This is a genomic window from Rhodobacteraceae bacterium S2214, from assembly GCA_025141675.1.
GTDB lineage: Bacteria > Pseudomonadota > Alphaproteobacteria > Rhodobacterales > Rhodobacteraceae > Yoonia.
Window position 1 is genome coordinate 2,143,311 of sequence record CP081161.1, and the last position, 17,452, is coordinate 2,160,762.

The 17,452-nt window shown below is 55.5% G+C and carries 14 protein-coding genes; 9 read left to right on the forward strand and 5 right to left on the reverse strand.

The window, feature by feature from the left end; translation table 11 throughout:
* Positions 1-95: 95 nt before the first annotated feature.
* From K3729_10720 to K3729_10730, 3 genes are read right to left on the reverse strand one after another with little or no spacing between them, the layout of a single operon-like run.
* Positions 96-572, reverse strand: coding sequence for a CinA family protein (locus tag K3729_10720; GenBank protein ID UWQ97949.1), 477 nt, complete (start codon positions 570-572; stop codon positions 96-98).
* Entirely contained in the window at positions 569-1,057 is a 489-nt protein-coding gene (locus K3729_10725) for a phosphatidylglycerophosphatase A (protein ID UWQ97950.1), read from the reverse strand. Before K3729_10725 ends, K3729_10720 begins: the two co-directional genes overlap by 4 nt.
* Positions 1,054-2,184 (reverse strand): bifunctional 2-C-methyl-D-erythritol 4-phosphate cytidylyltransferase/2-C-methyl-D-erythritol 2,4-cyclodiphosphate synthase, encoded by a 1,131-nt coding sequence (locus K3729_10730; protein UWQ97951.1) that lies wholly within the window; start codon positions 2,182-2,184, stop codon positions 1,054-1,056. Before K3729_10730 ends, K3729_10725 begins: the two co-directional genes overlap by 4 nt.
* A gap of 211 nt (positions 2,185-2,395) precedes the next feature.
* Here K3729_10730 and dusB point away from each other — a divergent pair, with 211 nt between their 5' ends.
* The 9 genes from dusB (at position 2,396) to hflX (ending at position 14,104) form a co-directional block, all read left to right on the forward strand.
* Complete coding sequence (gene dusB, locus K3729_10735) at positions 2,396-3,370, forward strand: tRNA dihydrouridine synthase DusB (protein UWR01018.1); 975 nt, start codon at positions 2,396-2,398, stop codon at positions 3,368-3,370.
* Positions 3,367-4,449 carry a PAS domain-containing sensor histidine kinase gene (locus tag K3729_10740; GenBank protein ID UWQ97952.1) on the forward strand — a complete coding sequence of 361 codons (1,083 nt, stop codon included), beginning with the start codon at positions 3,367-3,369 and terminating at the stop codon, positions 4,447-4,449. Before dusB ends, K3729_10740 begins: the two co-directional genes overlap by 4 nt.
* A complete protein-coding gene (locus K3729_10745; GenBank protein ID UWQ97953.1) occupies positions 4,449-5,816 on the forward strand; it encodes a sigma-54 dependent transcriptional regulator in 1,368 nt (455 codons plus the stop codon). Before K3729_10740 ends, K3729_10745 begins: the two co-directional genes overlap by 1 nt.
* Positions 5,817-5,915: 99 nt before the next feature.
* Entirely contained in the window at positions 5,916-8,171 is a 2,256-nt protein-coding gene (locus K3729_10750; GenBank protein ID UWQ97954.1) for a PAS domain-containing sensor histidine kinase, read from the forward strand.
* A gap of 8 nt (positions 8,172-8,179) precedes the next feature.
* On the forward strand, positions 8,180-9,583 hold the full coding sequence (locus tag K3729_10755; GenBank protein UWR01019.1) for a sigma-54 dependent transcriptional regulator: 1,404 nt from the start codon (positions 8,180-8,182) through the stop codon (positions 9,581-9,583).
* On the forward strand, positions 9,580-10,956 hold the full coding sequence (gene trkA, locus K3729_10760; protein UWQ97955.1) for a Trk system potassium transporter TrkA: 1,377 nt from the start codon (positions 9,580-9,582) through the stop codon (positions 10,954-10,956). Before K3729_10755 ends, trkA begins: the two co-directional genes overlap by 4 nt.
* 2 nt (positions 10,957-10,958) lie before the next feature.
* Positions 10,959-12,479, forward strand: a complete 1,521-nt coding sequence (locus K3729_10765; GenBank protein ID UWR01020.1) for a TrkH family potassium uptake protein — start codon at positions 10,959-10,961, stop codon at positions 12,477-12,479.
* 114 nt (positions 12,480-12,593) lie between these two features.
* Positions 12,594-12,827: an RNA chaperone Hfq gene (gene hfq / locus K3729_10770; protein ID UWQ97956.1), complete on the forward strand. Its 234-nt coding sequence runs from the start codon at positions 12,594-12,596 to the stop codon at positions 12,825-12,827.
* A 38-nt stretch (positions 12,828-12,865) separates the two neighbouring features.
* On the forward strand, positions 12,866-14,104 hold the full coding sequence (gene hflX, locus K3729_10775; GenBank protein ID UWR01021.1) for a GTPase HflX: 1,239 nt from the start codon (positions 12,866-12,868) through the stop codon (positions 14,102-14,104).
* Here hflX and K3729_10780 read toward each other — a convergent pair whose 3' ends face one another.
* Positions 14,105-14,887: a GGDEF domain-containing protein gene (locus tag K3729_10780; protein ID UWQ97957.1), complete on the reverse strand. Its 783-nt coding sequence runs from the start codon at positions 14,885-14,887 to the stop codon at positions 14,105-14,107.
* 40 nt (positions 14,888-14,927) lie between these two features.
* On the reverse strand, positions 14,928-17,393 hold the full coding sequence (locus tag K3729_10785) for a penicillin acylase family protein (GenBank protein UWQ97958.1): 2,466 nt from the start codon (positions 17,391-17,393) through the stop codon (positions 14,928-14,930).
* Positions 17,394-17,452 lie beyond the last annotated feature (59 nt).

Below are 17,452 nucleotides of genomic sequence, written 5' to 3' on the forward strand. Positions count from 1 at the left end.
AAAGAAGCGTCTGGGTTTTGTGCTGCGCAATTGTTGTGCAGTTAGTGTAATGATTAATAATTGGGCAATATATTGCGTCGTTGATTAAACATTGATCACAAGTTGGCCATGCCGTTCAGCAGAAGTTTCAGCGCATGGTTTACCGTTTCAGCACGGACTTGATGCCGCCCGATAGCCCCGAACCGCTGGGTTTCTGACCGGATGCCATTTGCCGTCGCGATCCCGAAACACACCATGCCTTCAGGCTTCGCGAGAGTCCCGCCCGGTCCTGCGACACCTGTCACGGACACGGTGATCGCTGCGTTTGACTCATCAAGCGCACCAGCCGCCATCGCCTCTGCAACAGGTCGTGAAACGGCGCCGTGTGTCTCAATCAGCGCCATGTCAACGCCCAGCATTTCTGCTTTCGCTTCATTGCTGTAGGTCACAAAACCCCGATCAAACACAGCGGAGCTGCCGGGAATATCCGTCAATGCGCCGGCGATCAGACCGCCTGTACAGCTTTCAGCCGTTGCGATCATCACGCCGCGCTGCTTGGCGAGATCCAGAACGTCCTCGGCAGAGACAGTCACACCAGTACCACATGATAAAGCGCTGCAAGGATTATCACGCCAATCGCCGCGAAAATTCCGGCAATAACGTCATCCAACATCACGCCGGTTGCATTGTCCTTGCGGTCTGCCCACCCAATTGGTCCGATCTTTGTGATGTCAAAAAGCCGGAACAAAACAAAAGCCGCGATCCAACCGGGCCAAAGGTCCAATATCGCGACGCCATTGTTTGCGGCGCCAAAAAGAACAGGCAGAAGTGCGATCCATTGGCCGCAAACTTCATCAATGACGATCTCGGATGGGTCGTGGTTTGCCTTGCCACGTGTTTCTTCAATCGTCGCCCAAAGCCCCAAGCCGTAGGATGCAAAAACACCAATGACGACCAACCAAGGCCCGCCAAGCGCATAAAGAACCATCGCGGCGGGCAGGGCGGCGAATGATCCCCAAGTGCCGGGCGCAGGCCGTAGGTGCCCGATGTAAAAGAACGTCGCGATCAGATTTGTCATTGTTTGATTAACACGGCTGTTGCCAAGCTCGCGATCCCTTCTGAACGTCCGGTGAAGCCAAGCCGTTCGGATGTTGTGGCTTTGACGCTGATCCTTGATGGATCAAGCCCCATGATTTCCGCCATTTTGTCTTTCATTACAGATTGGTGCGGGCCGATCTTGGGGTATTCGCACACCAAGGTGCAGTCGATATTGGAAATCTCAAACCCTTGCGATCGCGCAAGGGTTACGGCGTGCTCTAGGAAAATTCGGCTGTCCGCCCCCTTCCATTGCGGGTCGCTCGGCGGAAAGTGCTGACCGATATCGCCTTGCCCCAACGCGCCATAGATTGCGTCGGTCACGGCATGCATGCCAACATCGGCGTCAGAATGCCCTTGCAGGCTGCGCGTATGCGGAACTTTCACCCCGCAAAGCCACACATGATCCCCGTCACCAAAGCGGTGCACATCGTATCCGTTGCCAAGCCTGACGTCCATCTGGGTCCCCAATATACGGGCGGCGCGGGCGTGATCGTCCGGGCCGGTGATTTTCATGTTATCCTCATCGCCGTTCACGATGGCAACGTCCAGCCCTGCAAGGCGCGCGATTGTCACGTCGTCCGTTGCTTCGGGGTGGGCGGCGTAGGCGTCCAAAAGCGCATCAAGATGAAACCCTTGCGGGGTCTGCGCACGATACAGATCATCGCGAGGTACGGTCCCGTCAACTTTACCGCCATCACCACGCCAAAGCGTATCCGTAACGGCAAGGGCGGGCGCGGCCGCGGGATGCGTTTTTAGCGCTGAAAGCACATCATCAATCACACCGTGACGAATATGTGGGCGGGCGGCATCGTGGATCAACACAGTCTTTGTTCCGTCGGGCGCCGCATCCAGACCATTCTGCACGGATGCACTTCGTGTGACGCCGCCGTGCACCACGATAAGTCCTTCAAAGTCATTCCAGTGATCACTTGTCGCGTCATCAGGGTGCACAACTAGCACGACGTGGGCGATATCAGGGTGATCCGCAAAGGTCGTGATCGCATGATCTGCCACGCTGCGGTCGCCAAGTCTTTGCCATTGCTTGGGAATATCGCCCCCCGCACGTGTGCCGCGGCCGGCCGCTACAAGTATGGCAGTGGTGGTCATGTCGTCTCCTTTTTGCAAATCAAGGTGTACGACTTGCACGTCGAAGGCGCAATTCCAACAATTGGGCCTTACTTGCGATTAAAATTTGTGCAACTTGTGTATGGCGCACTATTTTTGGGCGCATCGCATTGTCGCCCCCGAACCGCGCGGCTAATTTTTGATCACGACTAAAACGAAGGCCACCCACACTGTGAGTAACGATTTCCTTAATATCCTGAACGGTCAGGCCGCATCAACGCCTGTCGTTCTTGCGCCGCTTGCCGGAATCACGGACCTGCCATTTCGGCAGTTGGTCGCGTCCTTTGGTGTGTCGTGGGTCGTAAGTGAAATGGTCGCGTCGCAAGAAATGGTGCAAGCCAAGCCCGGCGTGCGCGAACGGGCCGAATTGGGTTTCGATCAAGATGGCACTGCCGTTCAGCTTGCCGGACGCGATGCACAATGGATGGCTGAGGCCGCGAAGATGGTCGCGGACAACGGTGCCGCAATCATCGATATCAACATGGGGTGCCCCGCGAAGAAAGTCACGACAGGCTATTCCGGCTCAGCCTTGCTGAAAGACCCAGATCACGCGCTAACGCTGATCGAGGCCGTCGTGAACGCAGTAGACGTGCCGGTCACGTTGAAAACGCGACTGGGATGGGATCACGACTGTCTGAACGCGGCATCTGTGGCAAAACGTGCGGAAGACGCAGGCATAAAGCTGGTGACGATCCACGGTCGGACCCGCTGCCAATTCTACAAAGGATCAGCGGATTGGGCTGCGATTAAAGACATCAAAGACGCTGTTTCGATCCCAGTTATCGCGAACGGCGACATTGTTGATGCGGAAACTGGCGCGCAGGCGATGACGCTATCGACCGCCGACGGCATTATGATCGGACGCGGCGCGCAGGGGCGTCCGTGGAAGCTGGCGCAGGTTTCGGCAGAACTTGCAGGTGGATGCGGCCCGGTCGCACCGACTGGAGCCGATTTAATTGACCTTGTTTCGAAGCATTACGAGGCGATGCTGACGTTCTACGGGGCAGAGCTGGGGCGCAAAGTGTCCCGCAAGCATTTGGGTTGGTACATGGATGATGCTGCGACCCCGACGGGATTGCGCAAGGCGGTGCTGACCGAAAAAGATCCAACTGCGGTACTGCGGCTTTTGCCCGACGCGTTGGATAGAGCAGGACAGGAAGCGGCATGATTACCGACACTTCGCTTTGGGCTTCCTTGCCCGTACCGGCAATCCTTTTGGACGGTGATGACGTCATCACTGCCAGCAATGGCGCTGCTGAGACGTTTCTAAACCTATCCGCAAAAGCGCTGAATGGCGCAAACCTGTGGGACAAGGTTATGATCAACGCGCCGCTAGAGCAGGCATTTGCCCGCGCGCGCCGCAACCGCACATCGCTATTTGTGAATGACGTGGATGTGGGGTCCGGAATGCGAGCACCGATGCATTGCAACGTGCAGATCGCACCACTGCAAGGCACTGAAGACGCTATGATCATGATGATCAGTCCACGCGAAATCGCCAGCCGCCTCGTCCAGAACGAAAACTCATCTAAGGCCGCAAAGTCAGCGATCGGCATGGCCGAAATGTTGGCCCATGAAATCAAAAACCCGCTCGCGGGGATCACGGGAGCTGCCCAGCTTTTGTCGATGGGGTTATCGTCCGAAGATCAGGAAATGACTGATTTGATCGTCGAAGAAAGCCGTCGGATCGTGAAACTGCTGGAACAAGTCGAACAGTTCGGCAACCTCCAACCGCCGAAATTTGCGTCGGTGAATATCCACGATGTGTTAGATCGGGCGCGGCAATCCGCGTCAGTTGGCGTCGCCGCACACATGATGTTTGTCGAGGACTACGATCCGTCTTTGCCTTCGACCTATGCGGACGGTGATCAGCTGCTCCAAGTTCTGTTGAACCTGATTAAGAATGCCGCACAAGCCGGTGGTCCGGGTGGCAAGATCACATTGCACACTTTCTATGATCCATCGCTGCGCGTGTCGCGACTGGATGGAACATCTGCGCGGCTGCCATTGCAGATTGAAATTATCGACGACGGACCCGGCCTACCTGCCGACATCGCGAACGACATCTTCGAACCCTTCGTCTCTGGCCGCGAAAACGGCACCGGACTGGGTCTGGCGTTGGTTTCGAAACTCGTCGGCGAGCAGGGCGGTTGGATATCAGTGGACAGCGTACCCGGACGAACCGTGTTCCGCGTGTCGTTGCCAGTATCAAAACATAACATAAACGAGAACGAGGGAGACAGCTGATGGACGGAACCGTACTTGTCGCTGATGATGACCGGACCATCCGGACAGTCCTGACCCAGGCTTTGACCCGCGCGGGCTGCAAAGTGCACGCGACTTCGTCACTTGTGACGTTGATGCGCTGGGTTGAAGAGGGCAAAGGCGATCTGGTGATTTCAGATGTTGTCATGCCAGACGGAAATGGTCTGGAACAACTTCCATTGATTGCCGCCGCGCGTCCCGGATTGCCAGTCATCGTGATTTCGGCCCAGAACACGATCATGACGGCGATCCAGGCCGCCGAAGCCGAAGCCTACGATTACCTGCCCAAGCCATTCGATCTACCGGACCTGATGAAACGGGCCGCGCGTGCGCTCGAAATCAAACGGCGTGTCCCACAACAACGCGTTGAAGCGCCCGCAGATGAAGCGTCTGATCTACCGTTGGTCGGACGGACACCCGCGATGCAGGGGCTTTACCGCCTTGTTGCTCGCGTGATGAACACGGCGATGCCCGTCTTGATCACAGGCGAAAGTGGGACTGGAAAATCACTGATCGCGAAAGCCATCCATGATTTTTCGGATCGTCGCAATCTGCCTTTTGTCACGGTTTCAGCCGAAGACCTCGAAGGCATGGATGGACCAAGTGCCGTGCTTGCACGCGCACGAGCAGGGTCTATCCTTTTCGATGAGGTCAGTGATCTGGACAATGTCGCACAGGCCAAGATCGTCAGAATGCTCGACAGCCTCGGCGATACCGCGCCGCGGATCATGGCAACGTCGCGGTCCGACCTGTCCGGCTTGATGGAAAGCGGTTCGTTCCGCGAAGATCTGTTTTACCGGTTAGGCGGTGTGACTATCGCTGTGCCGCCAATGCGTGAACGTGTGGACGATATCCCGTTGCTGGCCGAACATTTCTTGAACCGCGCGGAACGCGAAGGGGCACCTTTGCGCCGCCTGAGCGACGGGGCGTCGACATTGATCCGTGCCTACAGTTGGCCGGGCAACGTCCGTCAGCTTGAGAATGCAGTCAAGCGTCTGGTCTTCACGGCGAGCGAAGAAGAAATTTCACGGACCGAAGTCGAAATGGTGCTCGGGAATCAGCCGGCCATGGAGCCGCACATTTCCGCAAACAACACGGACAAACTGTCCGGATCGGTAGCCAAGCATCTCCGCCGCTACTTCGATTTGCACGGTGGAGAGTTGCCGGCACCCGGCCTGTACAACCGAATCTTACGCGAAGTCGAAGGTCCATTAATTGAGATCGCGCTTGACGCCACGGCAGGAAACCAAGCGAAATGCGCAGATTTATTGGGAATTAACCGAAATACCCTGCGCAAGAAGATCACAGACCTCGATATTCGCGTGACACGCCGCCGCAAGTTGATGTAAAACCGCAACATAACCGTGGCCCCAAAAGCGCAGTGCTTTTGGAAAGGACCACATAAAAACGGCGGTAATGCGGGGGAAACCCCGTAGGAAGACAGGGCAATGCGCGTCCAGCGTACCCTTTTGGGCATTGATTTCTCGCGACTCAGTCGCTGGTCTCGTCGACGGCGGGTCCAAAACGCATTCACGCTTGGGCTGGTTTTACTTGGCCCGATTTTGGCTGCGTTGACGTTTTATGTATTGGGGCCGCTAGAACAGGGCGGATCGTCGCCGACATTGCGCTTGGTGCTGCTGGCTGACCTTGTCTACATCCTTGTCGTCGCGGTTCTAGTACTGCGACGCGTCGCACAAATGATTGCGGCACGACGGGCAAAATCAGCCGGTTCGCGACTGCATTTGCGTCTGACGGGTGTGTTTGGTCTGCTTGCGCTGATCCCGACGGTTCTGGTCGCGATTTTTGCGATGCTTTCGATTAACCTTGGCCTTGAAAGCTGGTTTTCGGACCGCGTGCGAAACGTTGTCAGCACGTCGCTTTCGACTGCGCAGGCTTACGAGAATGAACACCGCAGTGAATTAACGCGTGATGGGATCGGGCTTGCGCGATATCTCAATGCGGAACGGGCGGCGACGTTTTTTATGAGCAAAGCCGAGACGATCCAAGCCTTGCGGGCCGTCCAATCGCAAATTGACCGCAGTCTGACCGAGGCGTTTGTTATCGACAGCGGGGGCGAAATTGTTGCCCGCGACGAAAATTCTTACGCTTTCGATTTTGAAGCCCCGGAAGCGGGGCAATACCAAGAAGCCTTAGACACAGGCATTGTGATCATCGAAGACGCGGCAAACAACGAATTCCGTGCGCTGATCCCGTTGGCGGCCTTCGTTGATCGGTTCCTTTATATTACCCGAGAAGTCGACGGATCGGTTCTGTCCTTGCTGGACGAAACCAAAGAAACCTATGCGCTTTACGATCAGCTAGAAAACGAACGTGGTCGATGGCTATTTCAATTTGGCCTCTTGTATCTTGGCTTTGCCGTCATTCTGATCCTTGCGGCGATCTGGTTGGGTCTTTGGTTTGCCGAACGTTTGTCACGTCCTGTAGGACGGCTTGTTACGGCGTCACAGCGCGTCGGTGCCGGTGATCTCGATGTGCGTGTGATCGAAGACGATGGTGATGACGAAATTGCCCAACTGGGACATTACTTTAACCAGATGACCACGCAGCTGAAGGGCCAGCGTGACGAGCTGCTGGAAACCAATGACGCGACTGAACGACGCCGGCGTTTGTTCGATTCCGTGCTCAGTTCTGTCACATCAGGCGTTGTAGGCCTTGGTCCCAATGGCGACGTCACATTCGTGAACAAATCAGCCGAGCGTCTGTTGGATGTTGGCCCCGACCAAAGACACGGCGCGCTCGCCGTCACTGTTCCGGAATTCGATCCGCTGTTCAGTCAATTGGTGTCTGGCGAACGCGCGGCGGTGCAGGAACAAGTCAATTTGATCCGCGACGGCAAGCAAGAAAGTCTGCTGGTCCGCATGGCGCCGCGTCGGAATGAAGAGGGGGATCTGGAAGGTTACGTGGTCGCCTTTGATGATGTGACGGACCTCGTCAGCGCACAACGTTTGGCAGCATGGGGTGATGTGGCACGTCGCATCGCGCATGAAATCAAGAACCCACTGACCCCAATCCAACTGTCTGCCGAACGGATCAAACGGAAATTCCGCAATCAGGTCGGTGAAGATCAAGACAAGCTGGACCAAATGACCGACGTGATTGTGCGGCAAACCAATGACTTACGACGCATCGTTGATGAGTTTTCCAAATTCGCGCGGATGCCAGAACCTGAACTGCGCGAGAACGATCTAGTGTCGTTGGTCCGAGATGCCGTGACCTTGCAGGAAGCAGGACAGCCTGACGTTAAGATTATCTCTGATTTGCCGGACGAGATTGTAAAGGCAGACATCGATAGTACGATGATCAGCCAAGCGCTGACCAACTTAATCAAGAACGCGGGTGAAGCGATTGAAAGCGCTCAGGAAAAAGGCAACGTCACGATCCTGCATCCTGAAATCCGCGTGATGATGATGGTGGCCGAAGACATGTGCCAGATCACCATCCAAGATAACGGCATCGGGCTGCCCGAAGATCGGGCGCGGCTGTTCGAGCCATACGTGACGACACGCGACAAAGGTACGGGTCTTGGCCTGCCAATCGTGAAGAAAATTATCGAAGAACATGGCGGTACGCTCACGTTGACGGACGCCACAATATTTGACGGCCACACCCACGCGGGTGCCTGCGCCATCATCACACTGCCGGTGACACCAATTGGTGTGCGGGCCAATAAAATGACAGCATGAGGGACAAAATGGGCGATATTCTGATCACTGATGATGAACGCGATATTCGGGAACTGATCTCGGAAATCCTGATCGACGAAGGCTTTACGACGCGACTTGCTGGTACGTCAGACGAATGCATGGCGCAGATCGAGGCCGAGACACCGGCGCTGATGATCCTCGATATCTGGCTCAAAGACAGCAACATGGACGGGATCGATATCCTCAAGACCGTCAAGCGCGATCATCCGGGCGTGCCTGTTGTGATCATCTCTGGTCACGGGAATATCGAAATTGCGGTCGCTGCGATCAAACAGGGCGCATACGATTTCATCGAGAAACCTTTCAACATCGACCAGCTGTTGGTTGTCATCCGCCGTGCAATGGAAACATCGCGTCTGCGCCGTGAAAACGTAGCACTCAAGCGCGGCGATTCCGGTGCGACCGATATGTTGGGCGACAGTGCGGCGTTCCGGACGTTGAAGGCCAACCTTGATAAAGTCACTAAATCCAATGGCCGCGTTATGCTGACCGGTCCGGCCGGTGCAGGCAAGGAAATCGCGGCGCGGTATATCCATACAAATTCAAACCGTGCGGATGCACCGTTTGTAACGGTCAGTTCGGCCTCTGTTGAACCAGAGCGTATGGAAGAAGTGTTGTTTGGGCGTGAGACGCCAACAAACGGTGTCGAAAAAGGCCTGCTAGAACAAGCAAACGGCGGTGTGATCTACTTCGACGAAATCGCGGATATGCCACTTGGAACCCAATCCAAAATCCTGCGGGTCTTGGTTGATCAAACCTTCCAGCGTGTTGGTGGGACTGAAAAAATCCAAGTCGATCTGCGGGTTATTTCCAGCACGAACAAAGACCTACCAACCGAAATTGATGCGGGTGTCTTCCGTGAAGAGCTATACCACCGTCTCAACGTCGTGCCGATTGCAGTGCCGAGCCTTGAAGAACGCCGTGAAGATATTCCGTTGCTGGCCGAATACTTCATCGACATGCTGAACAAGGCGCAGGGCCTGCCATTACGTGCGCTGGCCGATGACGCCCGTGCTTTGCTGCAAACGATGCAATGGCCGGGCAATGTGCGTCAGTTGAAAAACGTTGTCGAACGCGTGTTGATCCTTGGCGAAGGCAGCAGCGACATCAGCGCGAAAGAACTGCCATCCGCAGAAGAAGGCCCCGTTGACGAAGGTCGGATCGTGTTGTCAGGTGGTTTGGCGACATTGCCACTGCGCGAGGCCCGCGAATTGTTTGAACGTGAATATCTGTTGACCCAGATCAACCGTTTTGGTGGCAACATCAGCCGCACGGCGTCGTTTGTTGGCATGGAACGCTCTGCGTTGCACCGCAAGCTGAAGTCGCTCGGTGTGGCAACAACATCCAAAGCAGGCGCACGCGTCGCTTACGTGGAAGGTGAAGAAGCGTGAAGGTCATTATCTGCGGTGCGGGACAGGTCGGTTGGCAGATCGCCCGCCATTTGTCTGGGGAAAACAACGATGTAACAGTCGTTGATAACAACCCCGAACTGGTGCGCCGCGCCACAGATACGCTTGATGTGCAAGGGGTGGCGGGCTTTGCCAGTTATCCCGACGTGCTTGACCGCGCAGGCGCGCGCGATGCGGATATGATCATCGCTGCGACCTATTCGGACGAAGTGAACATGGTCACATGTCAGGTCGCGCATTCGGTGTTCAAAGTGCAGCGTAAAATCGCGCGGCTACGGGCACAAAATTACCTCGAATCCATCTATTCCGATCTCTATCGCCGCGATCATCTGCCCATCGACGTGGTCATTTCACCGGAAAAGGAAGTGGCAGAGGCCGCATTGCAGCGGCTCGCGTCTCCCGCAGCCTTCGACACAGAAAGCTTCCTTGAAGGCCGCGCTCAGTTGATCGGCATCACAATCGACGAAGACTGTCCGGTAATTAATACGCCTTTACGGCAACTTACGGACCTCTTTTCAACCTTGCGCGCCATTGTCGTTGGCATCAGACGTGATGGGGTTTTGTTCGTGCCAGCCCCCGGCGATCAAATCTTTCCGGAAGATGATTGCTACATTTTCACAGATACCAAAGACCTGACACGGACGCTCGAAATCTTCGGGAAAACACATGCCAAGCAAGAACGCATTGTCGTCGTCGGCGGCGGCAACGTTGGGCTAGGTGTCGCCAAAGTTCTGGAAGAGCGGACCGAACGTGTTCGGGTCAAAGTGATCGAAAAGGATCGCAGGATTGCCGAAAACGCGGCCGATGCGCTGAATCGCACAATCGTGCTGCACGGCGACGGGCTTGATTCCAGCCTTCTGGAAGAGGCGAACATCACCAATGCTGACGCCATTCTAGCCGTGACGGATGATGATAAGACCAACCTTTTGACGTCCGTACGTGCCAAGGAAATGGGCTGCAAAATGGCGATTTGTCTGATCAACGATCCGACGCTGATCCCATTGATGGGCCCGCTAGACGTCGATGCCTACATCAACCCGCGTGCAACGACCGTATCGTCTATCTTGCGCCATGTGCGTCATGGACGCGTGCGCGGCGTCTATTCGATTGGTGACGCCGAGGCCGAAGTCATCGAAGCGCAAGTGCTCAGCACATCGTCAATCGCCGGTAAAAAGATCAAAGACGTCGCATTCCCGGAAGGTGTCTTGGTCGGCGCGGTGCTAAAAGGCGATAAGTTTGTGAAACCAACCGGTGAAACGCGGATTGAAGAAGCCGACGTGATTTCCATTTTCGCGATGTCAGCCGACGTTCCAGAGGTCGAACGCCTGCTGCAAGTGACGATTGACTTCTTCTAATGATAAAAAGCCTGTCCCGCGTTCCATTTTTCGTCATCCTGATGGGGATCGGGTCGTTGGCGATGATCGTCCCCGCGGGCTTTGGCCTGTCGTTGGGGGATTACGTCACCATGCGTGTCTTCTTCTATGGTTTCATTCTGTTCGGCACGCTGACGCTTGTCATGGGGCTGGCCACCGCGGGCTATGAACCAAAGAACGTGGCGCGCAGCCAGCTTTTGTCGCTGCTTGCGGCGTTCACAGTCCTTCCGTTTATGTTGGCTATTCCGTTCTACGAGGCTGTCGGAAACACAACGATCCTCAACGCGTGGTTCGAAATGGTGTCGAGCCTGACAACCACGGGGGCGACACTTTACGATAACGCGGGCCAACTGACGCCAGCGCTGCACCTATGGCGGTCGCTTGTCGGGTGGCTTGGCGGGCTCTTGGTTTGGATCGCAGCGATTTCGATCTTCGCACCAATGAACCTTGGCGGTTTCGAAGTGCGTGCGACGTCGGTCGCGGGCAGGGGAACCGCTTATGGTGCCGCACAAGAAGCCCGTGCGGTTGATGCGGGCGAACGATTGACACGCTATGCGCTGCAACTGACGCCACTTTACGTGATGCTGACTGTCGCTCTTTGGGGCGGTCTGACGCTGCTTGGGGAATATTCCTACGTGGCCCTTTGCCATGCAATGGCGGTGCTATCCACGTCAGGGATCACGCCAATTGGCGGTTTCTATTACGCCGCTTCAGGGTTCTGGGGCGAAGTGCTGGTCTTTTGTTTCTTCGTGATCGCAATTAGCCGCCTTGTCTTTAGCAAAGGGCTCGCTGGTGAAAACGATGAAGGCTGGTTCCATGATCCCGAATTTCGCATCGGTATCACCCTAATTGTTCTGGCATCGGCGTTCCTATTTCTACGCCATTTTGTTGCGGCCATCGATGAAACCACCCAGACCGAACTTGGCGATAGCTTTCAGGCGATCTGGGGGGCACTGTTTACCGTTGCATCGTTTTTGACGACCACTGGTTTTGAGTCGGCAGATTGGGTGGAAACAACCAACTGGACAGGATTGCCGACTCCAGGACTATTACTGGCAGGCCTCGCCTTGATCGGTGGCGGGGTGGCCACAACGGCTGGCGGCATCAAACTGCTGCGTGTGTATGCGTTGTATCGTCACAGTGGCCGCGAACTCGAACGTTTGGTCCATCCATCTTCCGTAGGCGGTGGCGGCCGCGAAGCCCGCCGTATCAGACGGAAAGGCGCGTATATTTCGTGGATCTTCTTCATGCTGTTCTGCGTCAGCATCGCGGCGGTGATGGTTTTGTTGTCCTTGACCGGCGTGCAATTCGAAACCGCTATGGTTCTTGCCGTTTCGGCGCTTTCCACGACAGGCCCCTTAGCGATTGTGGCCGCAGAGACACCAATTGCGTATTCCGGCATCCCAGACCTCGCCAAAGTCATTCTTGCCATGGCAATGGTATTGGGTCGGCTGGAAACGTTAGCGATTATTGCATTGTTTAATCCAGAAATCTGGCGGAACTAATCAAAGACGGCCCTCAATTTCGGGGGTTTAACAATTTCGTAGCGCAGGACATACTGCCATTAACGAAGATGAGGACGGCCACGCGTGGCCATAATAACAATAAAGGGTTCACCTATGGCCTCAGATAAAGCCAACCTGCAAGACGCTTTCCTGAACAACGTGCGTAAGGCGAAAGTACCTGTCACCATATTTCTGGTGAACGGGGTCAAGCTTCAGGGCGTGATTACTTGGTTCGATAGCTTCTGCGTACTTCTGCGTCGTGATGGTCAGTCACAACTGGTCTACAAAAGCGCGATCTCAACGATCATGCCAGCGCAGCCGATTTCACTTTATGAAGGCGAAGAGTAACTTTGCTTGAACACGACCGGCCCATTACACGGGCTTGGGTGCTGCACCCAGACGTAAAGTCAAACCATTCACGCCGATTGGCTGAACCCGCTTTGGAAGAAGCGGTGTCTTTGGCCGCAGCTTTGCCTGACCTTCAAGTGGTCGGGTCTGAAGTTGTGCGCCTGCCAAAAATGCATGCGGGTATGTTGTTCGGCAAAGGCAAGATCGAAGAACTGAAGCAACGGATCAAATTAGCGGAAGTCGAGCTCGTACTTGTGGATGGCCCAGTTAGCCCCGTGCAGCAGCGCAACCTTGAAAAAGCGTGGGACGTGAAACTGCTGGACCGCACAGGTCTGATCCTCGAAATCTTTAGCGATCGTGCGCGCACCGCTGAAGGTGTTTTACAGGTTGAAATGGCCGCGCTGTCGTATCAGCGAACGCGACTTGTCCGTGCTTGGACCCACCTTGAACGCCAACGTGGTGGTCTTGGGTTCGTCGGTGGTCCGGGGGAAACCCAGATCGAAGCCGACCGTCGCGCCATTGATATGCAGTTGAAGGCCTTGCGGCAAAATCTTGATAAGGTTGTGAAAACCCGCACCTTGCACAGGGCAGGGCGCGCGAAGGTGCCATTCCCGATTGTAGCCCTTGTGGGCTACACCAACGCAGGCAAATCAACGCTGTTCAACAAACTGACCGGTGCGGAAGTTTTTGCGAAAGACATGTTATTTGCCACGCTCGATCCCACCATGCGCAAAATTACTTTGCCGTCCGGTGACGATGTCATCATGTCGGATACCGTGGGTTTTATCAGTGACTTGCCGACCGAACTTGTTGCCGCGTTCCGCGCCACCTTGGAAGAAGTGTTGGACGCCGATCTGATTGTGCATGTCCGCGATATTTCGCATGCGCAAAGCGAAGAACAATCCCACGATGTCATGCAAATTCTTGAATCACTTGGCGTCGCCGAAGGGTCACCGCTGATCGAAGTGTGGAACAAGATTGATCGCGTTGACGACGAAGCCCGCGAAGCGATGATCAAAACGGCAGACCGCACCGATGATCTCTACGCGGTATCAGCGATCACTGGCGAAGGAATGGCGGGTCTGCTGGATGATCTTGCCAGCAAACTGAAAGACCCGCGCAGTGAAGCCGTGCTTGAACTCAGCTTCGCACAGGGGCGCGAACGCGCTTGGTTGTTTGATCAGGGAATTGTCACCGATGATACCCAGACGGACGATGGGTACAAGCTGACGGTTTTCTGGACATCGCTGCAAAAAGCACGGTTCTCGCGTCTTTGATCACGATGCCTGCCGCATGGTGGACGGCACGTCTTTCCAATGCACAATTCGTCCGTGGCCAGCATCTTTTGCGCTGTAAAGTGCCGTATCCGCACGACTAAGCAACAGATCGATGGGATGATGCGGACCGGCTTGGACTACACCGATAGACATCGTTAACCGAACGCTGCGGCCCCCCATCGCATGCGTTTGTAGTGCCTTTAGCGATATCTCATCAGACATCGTATCGCACAATGCTCTGACATCAGTCTTTGACTGGACCGGAATGAAAGCCGCGAATTCTGTGCCGCTTAGCCTGCTGATCACATCTTGATCCGTCGTATTCTTACGCAGGACTTCGGCTATCTGACGCAAACACTGATCGCCGAACGCATGACCGTAGGCGTCGTTGATACGTTCGAAATTATCCGCGTCAAACAGTGCCATAACTCCTTGCGGGTATAGCAATCGCATCGTTTTGCTCCGGTTGATGAACGCAAGACGATTTGGCAAACCAGTCAGCGGGTCGCGCAATTCAGCTCCTTCAAGGCGGCGTTGCAGATGGCTTAGATATGTCACGACGCTCATTTGGAAGACCAGCACAGGTGCCGCCGCAAGTATGATAAGCCAAAATTCAGACGCCCAGCCCAACGCGCCAACGCTTGAAAACAGGTCGACATTGGACAGATAAGATACCGCAGTCACAAGCGCGCAGAACAGGATCAGCTTCAGTAAAAGATCCCGTAAGGATTTTATCGCAAAACCCGCCACGAGCCGCGGCATCAATTTGTCTAACCAAGTCATCCATTCCAGATAGCTTGGCGGTCTTAATAACTTGATAAGACTACTGCCCCGTTGGTGTCAGAGACGTCACACCTACCGCCGCCGCCCGTGCAAGTGCCGGATCAAGCGACATTGGCACGTATTCACCACGCCGCCATAGTTCACCCATGTTGTCGTAATAGCGCGATAGCGGGTGCCCTGATTGACCCGTGGCGCTGACAAAGACCGAACTATCGGGATCGGCAAAGTCATAGACACCGCGATACCCCGCCGCATGCACGTTCTGGAATGGGTTCGGTCCGGTGCCCGACGTTTTGCCCCGTTGCAAGGTATTATCACCGCCAGAGGTCGACTGCCGGATGTTCACAAACCAACTGAGCAGCGGCACATTCCCCAGAACTGGATGATCGTGTGTGGCTTGGTGGGCATCCCCCCAACGTAGCGCGGCGACTGTTGTTCCGTGGTTTTCATCAATCCAGATCAGCGCGTCATCAAGGGCTAGGCGTGAAATATCGGTGCAGGTCTCAACAGGTGCAGATTGTACAACGTCACACCATACAGATGCGCCGTCGATGTCGCGGAAAACGCGTTCAATAAACACGGGGTCTGCATGGGTGAACTCAGATGCAAGAGGCCCCAATTCATCGCGTGTCAGACGCTTGTGCAATTCACGCAGCCAAGCGGCGTAAATCAATGGTTCGGGCAGGTGTTCGTTCATTTCCCCGTTCCACGCGGCCAACAGCTCTAACGCTTGCTGTCTGCGGCGTTCAGGTGTGCCATCAGGGGCTGCTTCACCTGTGAACCATAGATCAGCGCCCATCAAAGGAAGCAGTGATCGCGCGGTATAGCTGACGGTATCCAACTGCGCCTCGATGAAGCTTTCACGGGTATGCACTTCGCGCGCTTGCATCAGACGTTGCCACCGTTTGATCCGCTGGGTGTCGCCCCACACGTAAGACACATGGTTCGGAAACGGGGCATCTGAGGTTTTGTTGTTTGTGTTACCCAAGATATCACCTGACGGATCGGTGAATTCAGGATTATCGGCATACGGCAGTCGGCCATACCAGCGGTTTGCATCGATATAACCGAAGCTTGGCAGGCGGCCTTGGCTTTGATGGTTGGGTGTACGGGCAGGGATCGCGCCAATGGTCTTTAGCCCAATCCGTGTGCGATCTGCGACCGTTAGGTTCTGCGACGGCGCGACGTAATCTTCTGCAGCTTCAAAAGCGTCCGCTATGTTCTTAGCCTGCATCATTTTGATCGCGGCGGACATCGTGGTGTCATCGCGCGACAATGCTGTCCACGCCAATGATACGACATGCCCCGGCGGCGTGATAGTCGACAGGTCGAACTGATCAGCTGGAATAACCGGCCCGTTCTCTGTCGCGCGCAAGCGGACAGTTACAGCTGATCCTTCACGGACGTTGATGATGCTGTCGCGTGTTGTGAAGGGCGCCCAGCCACCCGGCGTCCGGTATTCGCTGCGATCATCGGGGTTAACCTCTTCGATGAACAAATCCTGATCATCGAGGTAGCTGGACGTGATCCCCCAACCAATTTGATCACTCCGGCCAGTCATCACAGCGGGAACCCCCGGGATCGTGCCACCGATCACACCGCCCGACGCAAGCTCAAGCCGCGCCAGATACCAGACGGTCGGTGCGGTTAGTCCAAGATGCGGGTCATTCGCAAGCAAAGTACCGCCCGTCGCCGATCGTGTTGGTCCGGCAGCCCAAGCATTCGACGCACCTGCCAATGGGGCTGGTTTGACAGGGGACAACGGATCAAACGGCGCACGCGTGTTCGCGGCATAGCGCGGGACATTTGGGACAAGGGACGCATATTCGGGCAACATCGCAATGCCCATCCCGGGATCATCGGGCAGGATGTCGACGACCCGATCAGGCGGCAACATCAACGATGTGCGGGCCCGCAAAACTTCGTTCTCAAGATGCGACGACAGTTGCAATGCCATCAGTTTGATCACCGCAATGCTGTCTGCCGGCTGCCACGGCGCTATCGCATGGTTGAACATCCACATCTCGGGCGCACCGCGGCCTCGTGCGCCTTCACTCACTTTACCCAGCCAAGCGTTTACGCCGTCAGCATAGGCATCAAGCGCGACACGGGTCTGGTCGTCCTGATCTTCAACGGAATCAATCGCGGTCCGGTAAAGGTCGAGGTGGCGCAGCAACTTATCAATCGGCAGCGTCCGTTCCCCGAACAATTCGGACAACCGACCCTGTGCCGTGCGGCGCAGCATCGTCATCTGCCACATACGATCTTGGGCATGGGCATAGCCGAGCGCGAAATACACATCCGCGTCGTTTTCGCCAAAGATATGCGGCACATTCGCGTTATCGCGCACGATTTCAATCGGCGCGATGATGCCGGAGACGGCTTCGTCAGCTGTGTATTCCGGCAATGACCTGGACGCGAAGTAATAGGCGAGGACAAAAACGACCACACACAACGCAATCAGCCCAGTAATGAACCGCATCAGCCACCGAAAAACGAGCGCCATGTGTAACCCTTAACGTTATTTGCTTCGGGCCTTGTAACGCCTCGTGAAACCAAGGACCA

Coding starts and splice junctions, on each gene's coding strand:
- K3729_10745 (UWQ97953.1), top strand. CDS start 4,449: ATGGACGGAACCGTACTTGTCGCTGATGATGACCGGACCATCCGGACA.
- K3729_10730 (UWQ97951.1), bottom strand. CDS start 2,184: ATGACCACCACTGCCATACTTGTAGCGGCCGGCCGCGGCACACGTGCG.
- K3729_10755 (UWR01019.1), top strand. CDS start 8,180: ATGGGCGATATTCTGATCACTGATGATGAACGCGATATTCGGGAACTG.
- K3729_10780 (UWQ97957.1), bottom strand. CDS start 14,887: ATGACTTGGTTAGACAAATTGATGCCGCGGCTCGTGGCGGGTTTTGCG.
- hfq (UWQ97956.1), top strand. CDS start 12,594: ATGGCCTCAGATAAAGCCAACCTGCAAGACGCTTTCCTGAACAACGTG.
- K3729_10740 (UWQ97952.1), top strand. CDS start 3,367: ATGATTACCGACACTTCGCTTTGGGCTTCCTTGCCCGTACCGGCAATC.
- K3729_10785 (UWQ97958.1), bottom strand. CDS start 17,393: ATGGCGCTCGTTTTTCGGTGGCTGATGCGGTTCATTACTGGGCTGATT.
- K3729_10725 (UWQ97950.1), bottom strand. CDS start 1,057: ATGACAAATCTGATCGCGACGTTCTTTTACATCGGGCACCTACGGCCT.
- K3729_10750 (UWQ97954.1), top strand. CDS start 5,916: ATGCGCGTCCAGCGTACCCTTTTGGGCATTGATTTCTCGCGACTCAGT.